Below are 17,678 nucleotides of genomic sequence, written 5' to 3'. Positions count from 1 at the left end.
ATTGAATTTAAACACATAACCATGATTAACGTTTTGTGAATCAACGCTTCACAAAGCCGTTGCGGATCGCAACTCATCGCTATGGTAGCGTTTATTCAGGCCAAGAAAACTTATTTTATAACTATTAACAGTGAGCATGTTCATTTCAGCCTGACGGGAGTCACACTTATGCACGTAATTGAAAAAAACGCTAAGGTTGAGCAACTCACCCGCATTGTCGCGAATTTCACAGCCATGATTTCAACGCGCATGCCGGATGATGTCGTCGATAAATTAAAACAGCTTCGGGATTTGGAAACCGAAGGGATGGGCAAGATTATCTACCATACGATGTTTGACAATATGGAGAAGGCCATCGCCCTGAACCGCCCCGCCTGCCAGGACACCGGCGAAATCATGTTTTTTGTCAAAGTGGGCACCTGCTTTCCCTTGCTGGCGGAGCTTCAGGCAGCATTGAAACAGGCAGTGGAGGATGCCACGGTGGCCGCACCGCTACGCCATAACGCGGTGGAGATCTTTGATGAGGTCAACACCGGGAAAAATACCGGCTCCGGCGTGCCATGGGTCACCTGGGATCTGGTACCCAACGGTACCGACGCGGAAATTGAAGTGTATATGGCCGGCGGCGGCTGCACACTGCCCGGCCGTGCCAAAGTGCTGATGCCTTCCGAAGGTTACGAAGGCGTAGTGAAATTTGTGTTTGAAAACATCTCTACGCTGGCGGTCAACGCCTGCCCACCGGTGCTGGTCGGCGTCGGTATTGCGACCTCGGTAGAAACGGCAGCGGTGCTCTCTCGCCGAGCTATCTTGCGCCCTATTGGCACCCGACATCCCAATCCTATCGCCGCCGATCTGGAGTTGCGCCTGGAGGCTGGCCTCAACCAGCTGGGCATTGGCCCACAGGGATTAATGGGCAACAGTTCCGTGATGGGGGTGCATATCGAATCAGCCGCTCGTCACCCTTCCACCATCGGCGTCGCGGTCTCCACCGGCTGCTGGGCCCACCGCCGTGGCACGTTGCTGGTACACCAAGATCTGTCGTTTGAAAGTATTTCCCACACTCGGGAGGCATTATGAAAAAGATCCTTACCACCCCAATCAAAGCTGAAGACCTGGCCGATATCCGCGTGGGCGACGTTATCTATCTCAACGGCACGCTGGTCACCTGCCGCGACGTCTGCCACCGGCGGCTGATCGAACTCAAGCGTGAAATCCCTTACGATCTGCGCGGCAAAGCGATTTTCCATGCCGGACCGATAGTGCGTAAGAACGGTGAAAAATGGGAGATGGTGTCGATCGGTCCCACCACCAGCATGAGGATGGAAAGCTTTGAGAAAGAGTTTATCGAACAAACCGGCGTGCGGCTGATCGTCGGTAAAGGTGGTATGGGGCCAAATACCGAGGCTGGCTGTAAAGAATTCAAGGCGTTGCACGTCATTTTCCCCGCAGGCTGTGCGGTAGTGGCGGCCACGCAGGTCGAAGAAATTGAAGAGGTGCACTGGACCGAGTTGGGTATGCCGGAGTCGCTATGGGTGTGCCGGGTGAAAGAATTTGGCCCACTGATTGTCTCTATCGATACCCACGGCAATAACCTGATCGATGAAAACAAAAAGGTGTTTGCCCAACGCTGCGAACCGATCGTCGAAGAGATCTGCCAGCACGTCCATTACATCAAGTGAACCGCCAGGAGAGGCGCAAGCCTCTCTTACCTATAATTAAAATGAGGTTCCCGCTATGACAAAGCTCAGTTTGTCATGGCGATGGTTTGCCCCGATTATTGTGGCGCTAGCCCTCGCCTTATGTCCAACACCCGCGGGGTTACAACCCCACGCCTGGCTCTATTTCTCTGTGTTCCTTGGTGTTATTGTCGGTTTGATTCTGGAACCGGCTCCCGGTGCGGTCGTCGCCATGACCGGTCTGGCCATTATTGCCATTTTCTCGCCCTGGTTGCTCTATAGCCCGGAACAGCTTGCCGCTCCCGGTTTTAAATACACCTCCAGTTCGTTGACGTGGATGGTCTCCGGCTTTTCCAATTCGGTGATCTGGCTGATCTTTGCCGCCTTCATGTTTGGCACTGGCTACGAGAAAACCGGCCTCGGTAGACGCATTGCGCTAATCCTGGTAAAAAAAATGGGGCATAAAACCCTGTTGCTCGGCTACGCCATCATGTTTTCCGAGCTGCTATTGGCCCCTGTCACGCCCTCCAACTCGGCACGCGGTGCGGGGATTATCTATCCGATCGTGCGTAACCTGCCGCCGTTGTATGACTCCCAGCCGAATACGCCAAGCGCACGCAGCATTGGCTCATATATTATGTGGATGGGTATCTGCGCCAACTGTGTCACCAGCGCGATTTTCCTCACCGCCATGGCCCCCAACCTGCTGTTGGTCGGGCTACTCAAAACGTCGTCCCATGTGACGTTGTCCTGGGGTGACTGGTTTGTCGGCATGCTGCCCCTCAGCCTGCTGTTGATCGCTCTGGTGCCCTGGTTGAGCTATCTCCTGTATCCGCCGACCATCAAAGCCGGTGAGCAGGTGCCCAAATGGGCCTCTGCCGAACTGGCCGCTATGGGGCCACTCAGCCTGCGCGAGAAGAAAATGCTGGGGCTGATGCTCGTCGCTCTGCTGTTGTGGATCTTTGCTGCGCAGTATATTGATGCGGCGCTGGTCGGCTACTCGGTGGTGGCGTTGATGTTGCTAGGTAAAATTATTACCTGGGATGACATCATCAGCAATAAGGCGGCCTGGAGCGTATTTTTCTGGCTGGCTTCGCTGATTGCTCTGGCTACCGGGCTGAACAACGTCGGTTTTATTACCTGGTTCGGCAAGCTGGTAGCGCAAGGCTTGCAGGGATACTCGACGACGGTGGTGATGGTGCTGTTGGTGGTAGTGTTCTATCTGCTGCGCTACTTTTTTGCCAGCGCGACGGCTTACACCTCAGCACTGGCACCGATGATGATTGCGGCCGCGCTGATGCTGCCCGCCATTCCCTTGCCGACCTTCAGCCTGATGATCGGTGCCGCCATTGGCCTGGGGAGCATCGTCACTCCGTATGCGACGGGCCCCAGTCCGATTTATTACGGCAGCGGCTATTTGCCCACCAACGATTATTGGCGGCTTGGAGCCCTCTTTGGTCTGATCTTCCTGGGGCTGTTAATCGTCACCGGATTGGTGTGGATGCCGCTGGTGATGGGTTAGAAAACCGGATTTCCGGTCTTGAATTACGCCAAAGCGGCCACGGCTTAACCACCTGAGCTAAAACCGTAAAAATATTCTTGACCGGTTAGCCGACTCTCCCTATAGTAGCGCCCCGTTGCACTGAGTAACGCGCAACGAAACGGTGAGGTGTCTGAGTGGCTGAAGGAGCACGCCTGGAAAGTGTGTATACGCGTAAGTGTATCGAGGGTTCGAACCCCTCTCTCACCGCCATTTTCCAAGAAAAAGTCTGAACTAACGTTCAGACTTTTTTTTTGCATGTTCCCCAGGAGAGAGGGGTGAGAAGCCTCGACAGGGTTCGACAAAATGGCTCGCAAAGCAGAGACATTTTGGACGGCCGACCGGCCGCCCGCAGGGTGAGCTTGCGAATCAAGCCCGACCTCACCGCCATATTCCAAGAAAGAGTCTGAGCTAACGTTCAGACTTTTTTTTTGCATGTTCCCCAGAAGAGAGGGGGTGAGAAGCCTCGACAGGGTTCGACAAAATGGCTCGCAAAGCAGAGACATTTTGGACGACCAACCGGCCGCCCGCAGGGTGAGCTTGCGAATCAAGCCCGACCTCACCGCCATATTCCAAGAAAGAGTCTGAGCTAACGTTCAGACTTTTTTTTGCATGTTCCCCAGAAGAGCGGGGTGAGAAGCCTCGACAGGGTTCGACAAAATGGCTCGCAAAGCAGAGACATTTTGGACGGCCGACCGGCCGCCCGCAGGGTGAGCTTGCGAATCAAGCCCGACCTCACCGCCATATTCCAATAAAGACTGAGCTATTGGCTGTCAGTTAACACTACTAATTCTCCCTCACCCCAACCCTTTCCCACAATACAGATCGAGTGCCACATTAACGCTGCATCGGGGAGAGGGAGCGGGTCCAGAACTGCGGTCAGATGCAGTAGTCAAACTGTGGCACGTTCAGTCCCCTCTCCTTTTGGGAGAGGGCTAGGGTGAGGGGTGCGGCTTCGAGGTAGTTGTAAGCGCCACGACAATAAATTCGGACAGTGTATCGTCACAATCTGTTTAAACAAAAGTTAGAAAGTTTTTGCTACAATACTGATAGCTCTATAGTTTAGTTACTTTACTCAGGATACAGGTATCATCATGACTAATCAGCACACTAACAACGAATTAACTGAAGAACAAAAAAAAGAAATTGACTTAATAGCGTTACAACGAGTCCAGGCAATGAATAGCGATGAATTCCTTTGCCAGCGCATTGACGAGAAAGTTCACGCGATGGAAGATCACGTCAAAGCCTATTTCAACAGATGCTTTTCACTCCACTTAAACAACAAACATCGCGAAAAGTAAAATGCTTTACGGGCCTGAACTAAAACGCCCTATTCCAAGCCCTTAACCAAGCACGGTTTGTTGGTAAGAGGCTGATAAACATGGAAAACGGAGCTATCTAATTGGAAAGTATCAAAGAAATAATTATATATTTCTCTCTAATGCTACAGGTTTTCTTAGAGTTTCTCTCCATTATTTGCGTTTTTATCGGGCTCGTAAAGGCACTTTATACCACAATAACCAAAGTTAAAAGTCAGTCCATCCTCTACCTGATAAGGGCGCGCTTTGGAACCTGGCTTGCTTTGGCGTTAGAGTTTCAATTAGCGGCTGATATCTTGGCAACGACAATCAACCCTAGCATGGAAGAGTTGATGAAACTGGTTGTCATTGCAGTGATACGTACATTTCTTAATTACTTTTTATCTAAAGAGTTAGATTATGCTGAAAACAATGTTGCTGTCATCGGTAAAACCGACGCAACAACACTGGAGGAGAAAAAGTAACGCTGTCAAAGAAAGCATTGTTTGACCTATCGCTTCCTCACGTTGAAAGCTCCCCCTTTAAGCCGTGAAAATATCAGCAATCACCAAGGAGAGTCGCGGATAAGATTAAGACTTCTTCACCGCCATGTGGCCAAACCCCTTCCCCAACTGCGAAAGTGACATCAGGCGGCTACTGACCACGCGGTTTTTGCCCTCACGTTTAGCGTCATACAGCGCTTCATCCGTCATCTCTATCGCTTTCTCCACCGACATGCCGGGCAGATACAACGAGGTGCCGATGGAGATAGTCATGCGGATGGTATATCCATTCTCGGTAATAAAATCAAAAGCCTCCACCCGGCTACGAATGCGTTCCGCCACCGCCGCAATATGCAGCGGGTCATAACTGGAAGTGATGACGATAAATTCCTCGCCGCCGTAGCGCCCGACAAAGTCCTCATGACGTACACAATCCTTCAGGATCTCCCCTACATGGGCCAGAACCCCGTCACCGGCCAGATGACCATAGGTGTCATTCACCTGTTTGAAATTGTCCAAATCCAGGATCATCAGGCCACAAGACTGCCGCTTGGCATGCTGCAGCATCATTTGGTAATCCACGCTGGCGCGGTTGTTGATGTGGGTCAGGCTATCGGTAGTTGCCTTGTTACGCATGGAGAAAAAGGCGTGAATATGCCGTTCTTTAAAGCTCAAGGCGTGGTAGCAAATCGCCAGGCAAAGTGCCGAAGCCACCTGATACAGCAGAATATCCGGCCACAGTTCGCGGAAGTTGACGAACGAGCCAACCACGGCAATACGGTAAAGCGCTATAACGCCGATGGTGAGATAAAACACCCGATTCGATTTTCTCCGCCACACTCCTGATAGCAGCAACGCCAGGATGATCACCCCGATAAACAGATTATCCAGCGTAAAACCACCGTTAAAACCGAAGCTCACCAGATAGCACACCCCACCGCTGACTGCACCACCAAAAAACATCACCAGGATCATCGGGATCATGGCAAAACTGAAATAGATGTTGCCGGTAAGCAACAGCCGATCCTGATTCAGATATACCACCGCCAGCCCAGCCAAAACACCAAACAACACCCGTTTCCACAGGGCCGACTGATAAGAAAAGGGCGCGTTTTGGCTCAGCGCAAAGTAGGTGATCGACAGCGTGGCATAGGTAATACATGCGTCACTGTAAAAGGATGAGATCGACTCAATGTACGTCATAAATATTCGGCATACTCCAGGGTATGGCAATGATTTTTAATTTGGCCTACTACCGATTTTTCACACGGGCGTAGCATGCAACGCCCCTATGTGGCTCGGTTGTTCTATGATATTGCCAGGCAATCTATGCCCTATCGTCTGTTCAGGATAGACTGTAATCAATCATTTCACGGGGAAAATCTGATGAATATCGATGATGAATTGCAAGCGCTCACGACACAAGAAACCGATCTCACCTTCCACCATTTCGATCATGCCACCGCGTGGGAGTTGGGTGTGGCGCTAAAAAATGCTGCAGAACGTCGTCAATTACCCATCGCTATCGAAATCCAGCTGAGCGGACAAACGCTGTTTTATTACGCTATGCCAGGGGCAACGCCGGACATTGCCGATTGGGTACGCCGTAAACGTAACGTGGTCAATCATTTCCATAAAAGCTCGTATGCGATAGGTTTGCGCCTGCAACAACGACAGATTACGCTGGAGGAGAGATATGGCCTCAGCGTGCGCGACTATGCCGCCCACGGCGGTGCATTCCCCATAAATCTGCTCAATGTGGGCTGCATCGGCACCATCTCGCTTTCCGGTTCCCCACAGCTCGAAGACCATCATTTGCTCGTCAGCACTCTTGCTCAGTTTCTAGGCTTATCCTTACCCTCGGTACACTAAGCGATAAAAGCCGCCCTTTCGTCCCCATTCTCAGTGGATGATCTGCGTAGGTTAGCGGCTTGGCGCGAATAACCCGCAGAACAAATATAAATTAAGCACAATCCTGATGCCTTGATGCAAATCTAGGTATCGGCAGACAGAAAGGGGTATGGTATCAACCAGCTATTCCGAGACGGACCTCCCTGGCCCGCCATTCCGTTCTCTTTTATAGACTTGGTTTGTAACTTAGATGAAAACGCACGAAATCAACGGTATTCGTCCTTTCAGCGCGCTGATAGAAGCCTGCTGGCGTGAACCCTATTCACTTCAACGTCTGCTGAAAGATGCCATTGCCGGGGTCACCGTTGGCATCATTGCCATTCCGCTGGCGATGGCACTGGCCATTGCCAGCGGCGTTCCCCCACAGTATGGGCTGTACACCGCCGCCATTGCCGGCATCGTGATCGCCGTCAGCGGAGGCTCGCGCTACAGCGTTTCCGGCCCCACCGCCGCGTTTGTGGTGATCCTGTTCCCCGTCTCACAACAATTTGGGCTTTCTGGCTTATTGATTGCCACCATGTTATCCGGCGTGTTCCTGCTGATCATGGGGCTGGCGCGGCTTGGCCGACTGATCGAGTACATTCCGCTCTCGGTGACGCTTGGGTTTACCTCCGGGATCGCCATCACCATCGCCACCATGCAGGTGAAAGATTTCTTTGGCTTGCAGATGGCGGAAGTGCCAGAAAACTACATCGGCAAGGTCAACGCGCTGTTACACGCCCTGCCCACCCTGGACTATGGCGACACCCTGATTGGCGCTGTCACCCTGGTGGTCCTGCTACTGTGGCCAAAGTTGGGGCTGCGTATTCCCGGCCACCTGCCTGCCTTGTTGGCGGGTACCGCGGTGATGGCTATCCTGGCGCAGTTCGATCATCAGGTTGCAACCATTGGCTCCCGCTTCAGTTTCCAACTGGCCGACGGTAGCCAGGGCCAAGGTATCCCGCCGATCCTGCCGCAGTGGCTGCTGCCTTGGCATCTGCCTGCAGGCGATGGCAAGCCAACGGAACTGAGCTGGCAGTTGATTTCTGCCTTGTTACCCGCAGCATTTTCCATGGCGATGCTTGGCGCGATTGAATCACTGCTGTGCGCCGTGGTACTCGACGGTATGACGGGCAAAAAGCATCACTCCAACGCCGAGCTGATTGGCCAGGGCGCAGGCAACATCATCGCCCCCTTCTTCGGTGGCATCACCGCCACCGCCGCCATTGCCCGGTCGGCTGCCAACGTGCGGGCAGGTGCAACCTCACCGGTTTCGGCGATCATTCACTCGTTGATGGTGTTATTGGCTCTGCTGGTATTGGCACCCTGGCTGTCCTATCTGCCGCTGGCAGCGATGGCTTCGCTGCTACTGTTGGTCGCCTGGAATATGAGTGAAGCGCATAAAGTGGTTTATCTGCTGCGCCGGGCACCGAAAGACGACATTTTGGTGATGCTGCTGTGTATGTCGCTGACGGTGCTGTTTGATATGGTGATTGCCATTACCGTTGGCATCGTGCTGGCCTCGCTGCTGTTTATGCGCCGTATCGCACGGATGACGCGCCTGAGCGAGTTAAGCGCCGATGATGGCCGCCTGGTGCTGCGCGTCAACGGGCCGCTGTTCTTTGCCGCTGCCGAGCGCATATTCAACGATCTGCTGGTGCGTGGTGAAAACTACCACACCATCATCTTGCAATGGGATGCCGTGCCGGTGCTGGATGCCGGGGGGCTAAACGCGCTGCAACGTTATATCGATGCCCTGCCCGCCGAAAAACAGCTGGTGATCACCGACATTCCGTTCCAGCCGCTGAAAACCCTGGCACGGGCGCGTATGAAACCGATCGAGGGTAAGCTGCATTTCTACCCCACCTTGCCGGAAGCGCTCACCGCGCTGAACGCCCAGTAAAACAAAAGGCCCGGCAAATTAATGACGGGCCTTTTTTCATCACGGTAAAACCTAGTTGCTGGTATCCAGCTCGGCGAAGCTTTTCACCAGATCGTCGATGGCTTTCATCTGTACCAGGAACGGCTCCAGCTTATCCAGCGGCAGTGCCGAAGGACCATCGCATTTGGCATTGCTTGGATCCGGGTGAGCCTCAATAAACAGACCAGCCAAGCCCACCGCCATACCAGCGCGCGCCAGTTCGGCAACCTGCGCACGGCGGCCACCAGAAGCCGCACCAAACGGATCGCGGGTTTGCAGGGCGTGGGTCACGTCGAAGATCACCGGATGGCCACCGGTCACGTTCTTCATCACGTTGATCCCCAACATGTCGACCACCAGGTTGTCATAACCAAAGTTGCTGCCACGATCGCACAGGATAACCTGGTCGTTGCCGCCTTCTTTGAATTTATCGACGATATTACCCATCTGGCCCGGGCTGACAAATTGCGGTTTCTTGACGTTGATCACCGCGCCGGTTTTCGCCATCGCTTCAACCAGGTCGGTCTGGCGTGCCAGGAAAGCGGGCAACTGGATCACATCAACCACTTCGGAAACCGGCTGCGCCTGTGCCGCTTCGTGCACGTCGGTGATCACCTTGACACCAAAGGTGCTTTTGATTTCCTGGAAGATCTTCATCCCTTCTTCCAGGCCTGGGCCACGGTAAGAATGAATGGAAGAACGGTTGGCTTTATCAAAAGAGGCTTTGAAAACGTAAGGGATGCCCAGTTTTTGCGTCACGGTGACGTAGTGTTCGCAGATGCGCATCGCCAAATCGCGTGATTCCAGTACGTTCATACCACCGAACAGGACAAACGGCAGATCGTTCGCTACCAAAATGTCGCCAATACTGACTACTTTCTGTTCCATGCTTGCACCTTATTGATTGATAATCGGAATAAGTGAATTAATGCAGCGTGACCTGCTTGAGCTCGATGGAGTGGATTTGAATTTTTATCACTTCACTCACCGGGTCTTCAGGGCACTGCTCGACAAAATAGTTGAGATCGGAAATGGCGATATGGTTGCATTCCAACTGGGCGTAAATCAAGCCACGGTCGCGGATCTCGTAAGGGTCGTCCGGATCAAAACTCAGCACCACTTCGCTGGCCCGCAACGCAATTTCCATCTGGTCTTCTTCCATCAGCGCGGCTTTCAGGGTATCGAGCATCTTGCGCACCACCAGAATGTTTTCCGATTCATCCAGATCGTCATCTTCCAGTTCGGCACCCAGCCCCAGGTTGCCCTTGAGCCAAACCTCCAGCTGATGTTCGTTGAGCGTTTCCCCGTTCAGCGGATTGACCAGCCACATCTCTTCATCCAGCCAGTCGGCACGCATGATCAGTTGAGTGGGGAAAATCACCGGCATCAACGGCAGCTCCAACTGGTGGGCAATGTGCAGGAAAATGGTCCCCAGCGAGACTGGCGTACCCTGGCGGGCTTCCAGCACCTTATCCAGCCAGATGGCGTCAGAGAGACGATAAACACCGCTGGCACCGCCGAATCCCCAGGTTTTAAAGAATAGCTCGATGAGCGCTTCCAGTTGCTGATCCTGGTTGAGATCGTCTGGGATGGCCGCACGCGCTTCGTCGCTCAGTTGCTGTAGTTTGCGCTCTACTTCGGTCACCGGGAAGTCCCGCCGGATGACTTTAGACACCAGGATCACCCCCTCACTCAGTGAGGAAGTATTAAATTCGAAATCGGCAATGCTACTCATAAGTATCCCATCAACAACGGTATTTTAGTCGTGGCAAGTTTCACGATCAGATACAGGCAGCCCAGCGCCAGCACAAATGCCAAGGTGCGGATATTCCAGCTTTGCGTCTTCTTGCCCAATGCGACATAGCCCAACAGGATATAAATGATAACGCCAAACAACTTCTCGGTCAGCCACGAGTCCATACCCAGCAGTGGATAAAACTTGAACATCACCACCAGCGCGATACCGGTGACAAACAGCACCGTATCATTGATATGCGGCGTGATCTTGACCCAGCGCTTGTCCATCATCGTTGAAGCGCGCCACTTCCAGAAGAAACGCAGTACAAACAGCGTAATGCTGATGGCTACCGTTAATAAATGCAGATGTTTTAGCGCCATGTAAGCTGCCATAGTTGTTTCCTTGGTTTCTTATAGTGGTTTTTGGCCCAGAGTCACACGATCGTTGCCGCCATAGTCGCGATGGGTTGCCACCGCAATAAATCCCGCTGCATTCAACAGCATACGTACATTCTCGCCCTGTTGCCAGCCGTGTTCAAGCAACAGCCAGCCTTGCGGCTCTAAATAGCCTGCGGCCTGCTCAACAATCGTGGCCAGATCGGCCAGCCCCTGTTGGGCAGCTACCAGCGCACTGCCGGGTTCAAAGCGGACATCGCCCTGCTCAAGGTGAGGATCGGCTTCATCAATATAGGGAGGATTACTGGCGATCAGCGCAAACTGTTGCCCGGCAACCGGCGTAAACCAGTCCCCCGGCAAAAAGCGCACATTGTTAATCGCCAGCTTTTGCGCATTATGCTGCGCCAGCGCCACGGCGGCGGGTTGCAGATCGATACCGGTAACCTGGCAGTCTGGCCGTTCGCTGGCTAACGCCAGGGCAATCGCACCGGTGCCGGTGCCAAGATCCAGAATGGCGCATGGCGTAGCGGGCAGACGCTCCAGCGCCAACTCCACCAGGCATTCAGTATCCGGGCGCGGGATCAGCGTCGCGGGTGAAACCGATAGAGGAAGCGACCAGAACTCGCGCTCACCAACCAGATACGCCACCGGTTCCCCGCGTTCACGACGAGCCAGCAGGACCGCCAGCTGCTCGGCCTGCTCTGCCGTCAACAGGGTTTCACCAAAAGCCAACAGATAGGTTCTGACACGGCCGGTCACGAAACCCAACAGGATCTCCGCATCACGTTTGGCGCTGTCACTGTGCGTCAGGCGTAAGGTTGCGGTTTTCAGCCAGGTTTGATAATCCATTACTCAGGCTCGGCCGAAAGTGCCGCCAGTTGATCGGCCTGGTATTCCTGCACGATCGGCTGGATAAGCATATCCAGTTTACCTTCCATTACCTCATCCAGACGGTACAGCGTCAGGTTGATGCGGTGGTCGGTTACGCGGCCCTGCGGGAAGTTATAGGTGCGGTTACGATCGGAGCGATCGCCGGTGCCCAGCAGGTTGCGGCGGGTGGAAGCCTCCGCCAACTGGCGTTTGGCCATCTCTGCCGCGCGGATACGCGCCCCAAGCACTGACATCGCTTTGGCTTTGTTCTTGTGCTGTGAACGTTCATCCTGGCATTCAACCACAATGCCGGTCGGCAAGTGGGTAATACGGATCGCCGAATCGGTGGTGTTAACGTGCTGACCACCCGCCCCGGAGGAACGGAAAGTATCGATCTTCAGATCGCCCGCATTGATTTCCGGCAGTTCAGCCTCTGGCACCGCTGGCATCACCGCCACCGTGCAGGCTGAGGTATGAATACGGCCCTGAGATTCGGTTTCCGGCACGCGCTGCACGCGATGACCGCCGGATTCAAACTTCAACTGGCCGTAAACACCGTCGCCGGACACTTTGGCAATTACCTCTTTGTAACCGCCGTGTTCACCCACGTTTTCACTCATGATCTCAACCCGCCAGCGGCGAGTTTCAGCATAACGGCTGTACATACGGAACAGATCGCCAGCAAAAATGGCCGCTTCGTCGCCACCGGTTCCGGCGCGCACTTCCAGGAAGCAGTCGCGCTCATCGTCCGGATCCTTTGGCAGCAGCAAGACTTGCAGTTGCTGTTCCAGCTCTTCGGTCGCCGCTTTGGCCTGTTTCAGCTCTTCCTGCGCCATTTCACGCATTTCCGGATCGTCCAGCATCATTTCTGCCGTGGCGAGATCGTCTTGCACCTGTCGCCATTCCAGAAAACAACGGCTGACGTCGGTCAACTGCGCATATTCGCGCGACAGGCCACGGAACCGATCCTGATCGGCAATAACGCTGGCATCGCCGAGCAGCGCCTGAACTTCTTCATGGCGCTCTTGTAACGCTTCCAGTTTGGCAACAATAGAAGGCTTCATGCGTGGTTTTAAACCCTGTTAATAAAAGAGAACTAATGCTGATCCAGCCCGAGGCTGTCGCGTAAAATGTGCAACCGCTCCATGTCGCCATCGCCGGCGGCCTGCTGGAGGGATTTGGTAGGGGCATGAATAAGACGATTGGTTAATCTGTGGGCCAGCTCATGGATCACCTGCTCCACGTTAGCGCCTTGGGCAATCGCGGCCAGCGCTTTTGACTCCATTTCCGCACGGATCTGATCGGCCTGCGAACGGTAGTCTCTGATGGTATCTGTCGCGCCCTGTGAGCGCAGCCAGGTCATAAAGTTGCTGCTTTCCTGCTGCACAATAGTCTCGGCCTGTACGGCAGCCGCCTGCCGCTGTGCCATATTGCTCTGAATAATGGCCTGCAGGTCGTCGACGGTGTAGAGATAGGCGTTCGCCAGTTTGCCCACTTCCGGCTCAATATCGCGCGGAACAGCAATATCTACCAGCAGCATAGGCTGGTTACGGCGTGCTTTCAGTGCTCGTTCGACCATCCCTTTGCCGATGATGGGCAGCGGGCTGGCGGTGGAACTGATAATGATATCGGCATCTGCCAGACGTGCATCAATCTCTGGCAATGAGATCACCTCTGCCCCCACCTCTTGCGCCAAGACCTGGGCGCGTTCACGGGTGCGGTTAGCGATGATCATATGCTGCACTTTATGCTCACGCAGATGGCGGGCCACCAATTCAATCGTTTCCCCTGCGCCCACTAACAGCACGTTCAGTTCGGCAAGGGATTCGAAGATCTGGCGCGCCAGCGCACAGGCGGCGAAGGCAACGGATACCGCACTGGCACCGATTTCGGTTTCGGTACGCACCCGCTTGGCAACGGAGAAGGATTTCTGGAACAGGCGCTCCAGCTCACCGGAAAGTGACTGGCCACGCTGGGATTCGGCAAAGGCTTTCTTAACCTGCCCAAGGATCTGGGGTTCACCCAGTACCAAAGAGTCTAGCCCGCTGGCAACGCGCATCAAATGGCTGACGGCTTCGTCACCGTGGTGCCAATACAGGCTTTTGCGAACGTCTTCCGGGCGCAGATGGTGATAATCACATAACCAGGCAACCAGCTGTTCATGCAGATGATCCTGCTGCTCCACGCTGAGATACAGCTCGGTGCGGTTACAGGTAGACAGCACAACGCCGCCCTGCACCAATGGCTGTTGCAGCAAGCTATTCAGCGCCTTGTCGATCGACTCTGGGGAGAAGGTCACCCGTTCTCGCAGAGAAACCGGAGCGGTTTTGTGATTAATACCTAACGCCAGAAGGGTCATTGCTTCGAGTAATACTTCTCTTGGTACGGGTTCTCGTTGACCGGCATTCTACTTGATGCGCGACATCAATAAAAGTGACAACCGCATCTTCCAGCCAATCGCTGGTATTGCCGGGGCAAATCAACCGGCAGTACCAAACCAGGTTGGTCTCAAACTCATCAGCAACCGCGAGGGTAAACACAGCTCAATCCTTGCTAACTCCCCTTGCTGGTTGCCTGAATATGACGCCAGACGGCCCTTTGCATTCCCAACATTAAACATTTCACCTTGCTGACAATCGCGTCAAGTAACAGTTTCCATTGTTTTAATTGCTATTTTTTTGCTTTGTTTTCATAATCCCACCAAATAGTTAGCAAGGTAATCATTTACATAGAAACTGTTTCAGATTTTCACTTTCTGTAACAGGAAAGTGGGTCAAGTAGAAAACCCCGGGTGTTTTCAACCAATGGATTGGTTTTCATATCTTGTTGTCGCAGCACGTAGGAAGGGATGTATTGATGAAATTACGTAGATTAAGCCAGGCGGTTACCGCTGGCCTGATAGCGGGTTGTAGTGCATTTGCCGCACATGGCGAAATCACATTGTTAAAGCAAGATCCGCAGGCAGGCGATCCCCTCAGCCGCCTCACCTTCACCGTTGGTGGCAGTATTCGTCCCCAGTTCAACATGATGACCGGCGACGGTGACAAAGGTTCGTATAAGCGCAACGGCTTCGACGGCGGCACGCGTTTTCGCTTCGCCACCGATTACTACCTGTTCGACGATATCAGTTGGATCAACTATTACGAGTTAGGCGTCAACATCCCGGCGCTGTTCAGTTGGGATAACCACTATGCCGAGGGTGCCAACAACACCTCACGCCGTATGCTGTATACCGGCCTGAAAAGCAAAACCTGGGGCCAGTTGACCTTTGGTAAGCAAAACAGCGTTTACTATGACGTCGTCGGGGCTAAAACCGATATCTGGGATTACGACATGCTGGCCCAGGCGCCAGGCAACGGCATTAACGGCGACTATGACGGCTCTTATCGTTCACGCAACATGCTGAAATATAAAAAGGCCGTGGGCAACGCCGATATCTACGCCGCCTACCTGTTCAACGATGACGAATACCTGCCGGGTAACGGCCTGCGCTATAAGCGCAAGGGCGGCGGTTCACTGGGTGTGGATTATCACCTGAGCAAAGACCTGACCTGGGGCACCGCCTGGAACTACACCAGTGCCGAGATGCGTAACCCCAATAGTAACGACAGCAAAGACTACAACCAGAACATCATCGGTACTGCACTGAGCTGGAAGCCGGACAACTGGACACTCAGCTTCGGCGGCGGCTGGTATGATAATTACCTGACGACCAAGAAGAAAGATGTGAACGACTACTTCGCCGGGGATGCCTGGGGGATTGAATACTTTGCCGGTTACACTTTCCCGGTCGGCGAGTATGCGGTGCAATCCATCATGCCTTATTTTATGGGTGACCGCCTGCAGTACACCACTGGCCGCGATTATCAGCGTATTGATAATGGCCTGGGGATCTCCTTCCAGTTCGACTACGGTTTCCGCGCTGACGTTGAGCATGTGCTGACCTCCAGCACCGATAATCTCGGTGATATGACGGTGGTCCGCTTGCGTTACGATTTCTGATCCGTCAAAACGCGCCCCTTGTTGTATAGGGGCGCCGTTTAACCATAGGCCGTGCCCCACAGATTTCCGACCCAAAAACTCTCACTATCGATTACACTCCTTCACACGTCAGATACCGCCCTTGCTGCAAGGCTTTTGCGCCATGGTATTATTGACGTTACGCCACTCGCCCGTTAGCGTGGTGGCAGAAATGCTAACCCGCACTGCCCCGCAAGGACAAAAGGACAACAAAACGTTATGCCTATCCGCAAAGTCAGTTTGCTTCGCCTGATCCCATTAGCCAGCCTGGTGCTGACCGCCTGTACCCTCACCAAGCCAGGCCCGGCAACCAGCCCGACATCTCCGCAATGGCTCGCTCACGAACAAGCGGTACAGCAGCTTGAGCAGTATCAGACGCGCGGCGCTTTTGCTTACCTGACCGATCAGAAAAAAGTCTATGCCCGCTTCTTCTGGCAACAATACACGCCTGACCGCTACCGCCTGCTGCTGACCAACCCGCTTGGCAGCACCGAGCTGGAGCTGAACGTGCAGAAAAACGTGGTACAGCTCACGGACAACCAGGGCAAACGCTATGTCAGCGACAATCCGCAGGAGATGATCCGCAAGCTCACCGGCATGGAGATCCCAATGGATAATCTGCGCCAGTGGATGCTCGGCTTACCGGGCGACGCCACCGAATTCAGCCTGGATGCCCAATACCGTCTGAACAAGCTGACCTACAAGCAAGGCGATCTGACTTGGGTAGTCACCTACCAGGATTACAACACCGATCTGAAGATCCCGTTACCAAGCCGCCTTGAACTGCAACAGGGCGACCAACGCATCAAGCTGAAAATGGATAACTGGACGCTCAAGTGATGATCCGCCAATGGCCCTCCCCGGCAAAGCTGAACCTGTTTCTCTATATCACCGGCCGTCGTGCAGACGGCTACCATCAATTGCAAACGCTGTTCCAGTTCCTGGATTACGGCGATACGCTGACCATCGTTCCCCGTCAGGATGAACAGATCCGGCTGCTAACGCCCGTTGACGGGGTGCCAGACGAGCAGAACCTGATTGTCCGTGCCGCACGTCTGCTGCAACAGCATTGCGCCAGCCACGCCATTGCCACGCCTTATCGCGGGGCAGACATCAGCATCGAAAAACGTTTACCGATGGGTGGCGGCCTTGGCGGCGGCTCTTCCAACGCGGCGACGGTGCTGGTTGCGCTGAATGAACTTTGGCAATGTGGCTTAAGTGACGACCAACTGGCGGCGATGGGCCTGACTCTCGGTGCCGATGTCCCGGTATTTGTTCGCGGCCATGCCGCCTTTGCCGAAGGGATTGGTGAGCAACTACAGCCGGCAAATCCGGCAGAAAAGTGGTATTTGGTCGCCCATCCTGGTGTCAGCATCCCCACGCCGGTGATTTTTGCCGATGCCGAATTAAAAAGAGACACCCCGGTTCGCCCGCTGAGCGCCCTATTACAGGCACCTTACGCAAATGATTGCGAACCGATCGCAAGAAAACGTTTTCGCGAGGTTGAACAGCTTCTTTCATGGCTGTTACAATACGCGCCGTCACGCCTGACTGGCACAGGTGCTTGTGTGTTTGCAGAATTCGACTCCGAGCCCGCCGCTCTTCAGGTGTTAAATCAAGCCCCGGCCTGGTTGCGTGGATTTGTAGCGCGTGGCGTTAACGTCTCACCACTACATCGCATCCGTTCCGGGCAGTTTGAGCCGTAGCTCAACGTGTTGTTGCACAGGTCGCTAATGGCCTGTCATCTCTGCGCTGCCTGCAGTTCAAGTTAGTTTTACACACCCGTATGTATATTGCGTCGGTGTCGCCAACTGCCCCTTGGCG

The 17,678-nt window shown here is 53.9% G+C and carries 17 protein-coding genes and 1 tRNA gene; 11 read left to right on the top strand and 7 right to left on the bottom strand.

Annotated elements, in window-relative coordinates:
- The first annotated feature begins 168 nt into the window (after positions 1–168).
- From ttdA to ACRDCA_RS17920, 6 genes are all read left to right on the top strand, one after another.
- Complete coding sequence (gene ttdA, locus ACRDCA_RS17945; RefSeq protein WP_438690751.1) at positions 169–1,077, top strand: L(+)-tartrate dehydratase subunit alpha; 909 nt, start codon at positions 169–171, stop codon at positions 1,075–1,077.
- Complete coding sequence (ttdB, locus tag ACRDCA_RS17940; protein ID WP_065685612.1) at positions 1,074–1,679, top strand: L(+)-tartrate dehydratase subunit beta; 606 nt, start codon at positions 1,074–1,076, stop codon at positions 1,677–1,679. The genes ttdA and ttdB overlap by 4 nt, the downstream gene beginning before the upstream one ends.
- 55 nt (positions 1,680–1,734) lie before the next feature.
- The gene (locus tag ACRDCA_RS17935) at positions 1,735–3,198 is read left to right on the top strand and encodes an anion permease (protein WP_438690750.1); all 1,464 of its coding nucleotides are present in this window, start codon (positions 1,735–1,737) and stop codon (positions 3,196–3,198) included.
- A 141-nt stretch (positions 3,199–3,339) separates the two neighbouring features.
- A tRNA-Ser gene (locus ACRDCA_RS17930) sits at positions 3,340–3,429 on the top strand.
- Between the two features lie 881 nt (positions 3,430–4,310).
- A complete protein-coding gene (locus tag ACRDCA_RS17925; protein ID WP_438690749.1) occupies positions 4,311–4,520 on the top strand; it encodes a hypothetical protein in 210 nt (69 codons plus the stop codon).
- A 101-nt stretch (positions 4,521–4,621) separates the two neighbouring features.
- Complete coding sequence (locus ACRDCA_RS17920; protein WP_438690748.1) at positions 4,622–5,002, top strand: DUF1622 domain-containing protein; 381 nt, start codon at positions 4,622–4,624, stop codon at positions 5,000–5,002.
- A 105-nt stretch (positions 5,003–5,107) separates the two neighbouring features.
- Here the strand turns inward: ACRDCA_RS17920 and ACRDCA_RS17915 are convergent, their stop codons facing one another.
- Positions 5,108–6,223: a diguanylate cyclase gene (locus ACRDCA_RS17915; RefSeq protein WP_438690747.1), complete on the bottom strand. Its 1,116-nt coding sequence runs from the start codon at positions 6,221–6,223 to the stop codon at positions 5,108–5,110.
- Between the two features lie 183 nt (positions 6,224–6,406).
- Between ACRDCA_RS17915 and ACRDCA_RS17910 the strand changes: the two genes are divergently transcribed.
- Positions 6,407–6,892, top strand: coding sequence for a heme-degrading domain-containing protein (locus ACRDCA_RS17910; protein ID WP_438690746.1), 486 nt, complete (start codon positions 6,407–6,409; stop codon positions 6,890–6,892).
- 229 nt (positions 6,893–7,121) lie between these two features.
- On the top strand, positions 7,122–8,813 hold the full coding sequence (dauA, locus tag ACRDCA_RS17905) for a C4-dicarboxylic acid transporter DauA (RefSeq protein WP_438690745.1): 1,692 nt from the start codon (positions 7,122–7,124) through the stop codon (positions 8,811–8,813).
- Between the two features lie 51 nt (positions 8,814–8,864).
- Here the strand turns inward: dauA and kdsA are convergent, their stop codons facing one another.
- From kdsA to hemA, 6 genes are read right to left on the bottom strand one after another with little or no spacing between them, the layout of a single operon-like run.
- Positions 8,865–9,719 (bottom strand): 3-deoxy-8-phosphooctulonate synthase, encoded by an 855-nt coding sequence (gene kdsA / locus ACRDCA_RS17900; RefSeq protein ID WP_438690744.1) that lies wholly within the window; start codon positions 9,717–9,719, stop codon positions 8,865–8,867.
- A 37-nt stretch (positions 9,720–9,756) separates the two neighbouring features.
- On the bottom strand, positions 9,757–10,566 hold the full coding sequence (gene sirB1 / locus ACRDCA_RS17895; protein WP_438690743.1) for an invasion regulator SirB1: 810 nt from the start codon (positions 10,564–10,566) through the stop codon (positions 9,757–9,759).
- Positions 10,563–10,961 carry a SirB2 family protein gene (locus tag ACRDCA_RS17890; RefSeq protein WP_438690742.1) on the bottom strand — a complete coding sequence of 133 codons (399 nt, stop codon included), beginning with the start codon at positions 10,959–10,961 and terminating at the stop codon, positions 10,563–10,565. The genes sirB1 and ACRDCA_RS17890 overlap by 4 nt, the downstream gene beginning before the upstream one ends.
- An 18-nt stretch (positions 10,962–10,979) precedes the next feature.
- The gene (gene prmC / locus ACRDCA_RS17885; protein ID WP_438690741.1) at positions 10,980–11,813 is read right to left on the bottom strand and encodes a peptide chain release factor N(5)-glutamine methyltransferase; all 834 of its coding nucleotides are present in this window, start codon (positions 11,811–11,813) and stop codon (positions 10,980–10,982) included.
- Complete coding sequence (gene prfA / locus ACRDCA_RS17880; RefSeq protein WP_021181103.1) at positions 11,813–12,898, bottom strand: peptide chain release factor 1; 1,086 nt, start codon at positions 12,896–12,898, stop codon at positions 11,813–11,815. Before prfA ends, prmC begins: the two co-directional genes overlap by 1 nt.
- Before the next feature lie 32 nt (positions 12,899–12,930).
- Complete coding sequence (hemA, locus tag ACRDCA_RS17875) at positions 12,931–14,193, bottom strand: glutamyl-tRNA reductase (protein ID WP_024528845.1); 1,263 nt, start codon at positions 14,191–14,193, stop codon at positions 12,931–12,933.
- Between the two features lie 497 nt (positions 14,194–14,690).
- Between hemA and ACRDCA_RS17870 the strand changes: the two genes are divergently transcribed.
- The 3 genes from ACRDCA_RS17870 to ispE all read left to right on the top strand — a co-directional run bounded on the left by ACRDCA_RS17870 (position 14,691) and on the right by ispE (position 17,560).
- A complete protein-coding gene (locus ACRDCA_RS17870) occupies positions 14,691–15,836 on the top strand; it encodes a porin (RefSeq protein ID WP_438690740.1) in 1,146 nt (381 codons plus the stop codon).
- 237 nt (positions 15,837–16,073) lie between these two features.
- Complete coding sequence (gene lolB, locus ACRDCA_RS17865) at positions 16,074–16,694, top strand: lipoprotein insertase outer membrane protein LolB (RefSeq protein WP_438690739.1); 621 nt, start codon at positions 16,074–16,076, stop codon at positions 16,692–16,694.
- A complete protein-coding gene (gene ispE / locus ACRDCA_RS17860; protein ID WP_438691004.1) occupies positions 16,694–17,560 on the top strand; it encodes a 4-(cytidine 5'-diphospho)-2-C-methyl-D-erythritol kinase in 867 nt (288 codons plus the stop codon). Before lolB ends, ispE begins: the two co-directional genes overlap by 1 nt.
- Positions 17,561–17,678: the final 118 nt, after the last annotated feature.

This window comes from Serratia sp. (in: enterobacteria) (assembly GCF_051654945.1).
Classification (GTDB): Bacteria; Pseudomonadota; Gammaproteobacteria; order Enterobacterales; family Enterobacteriaceae; genus Chania.
The sequence above is the reverse complement of the archived record's forward strand: the minus strand, read 5'-3'. Positions and strand labels throughout refer to the sequence as shown.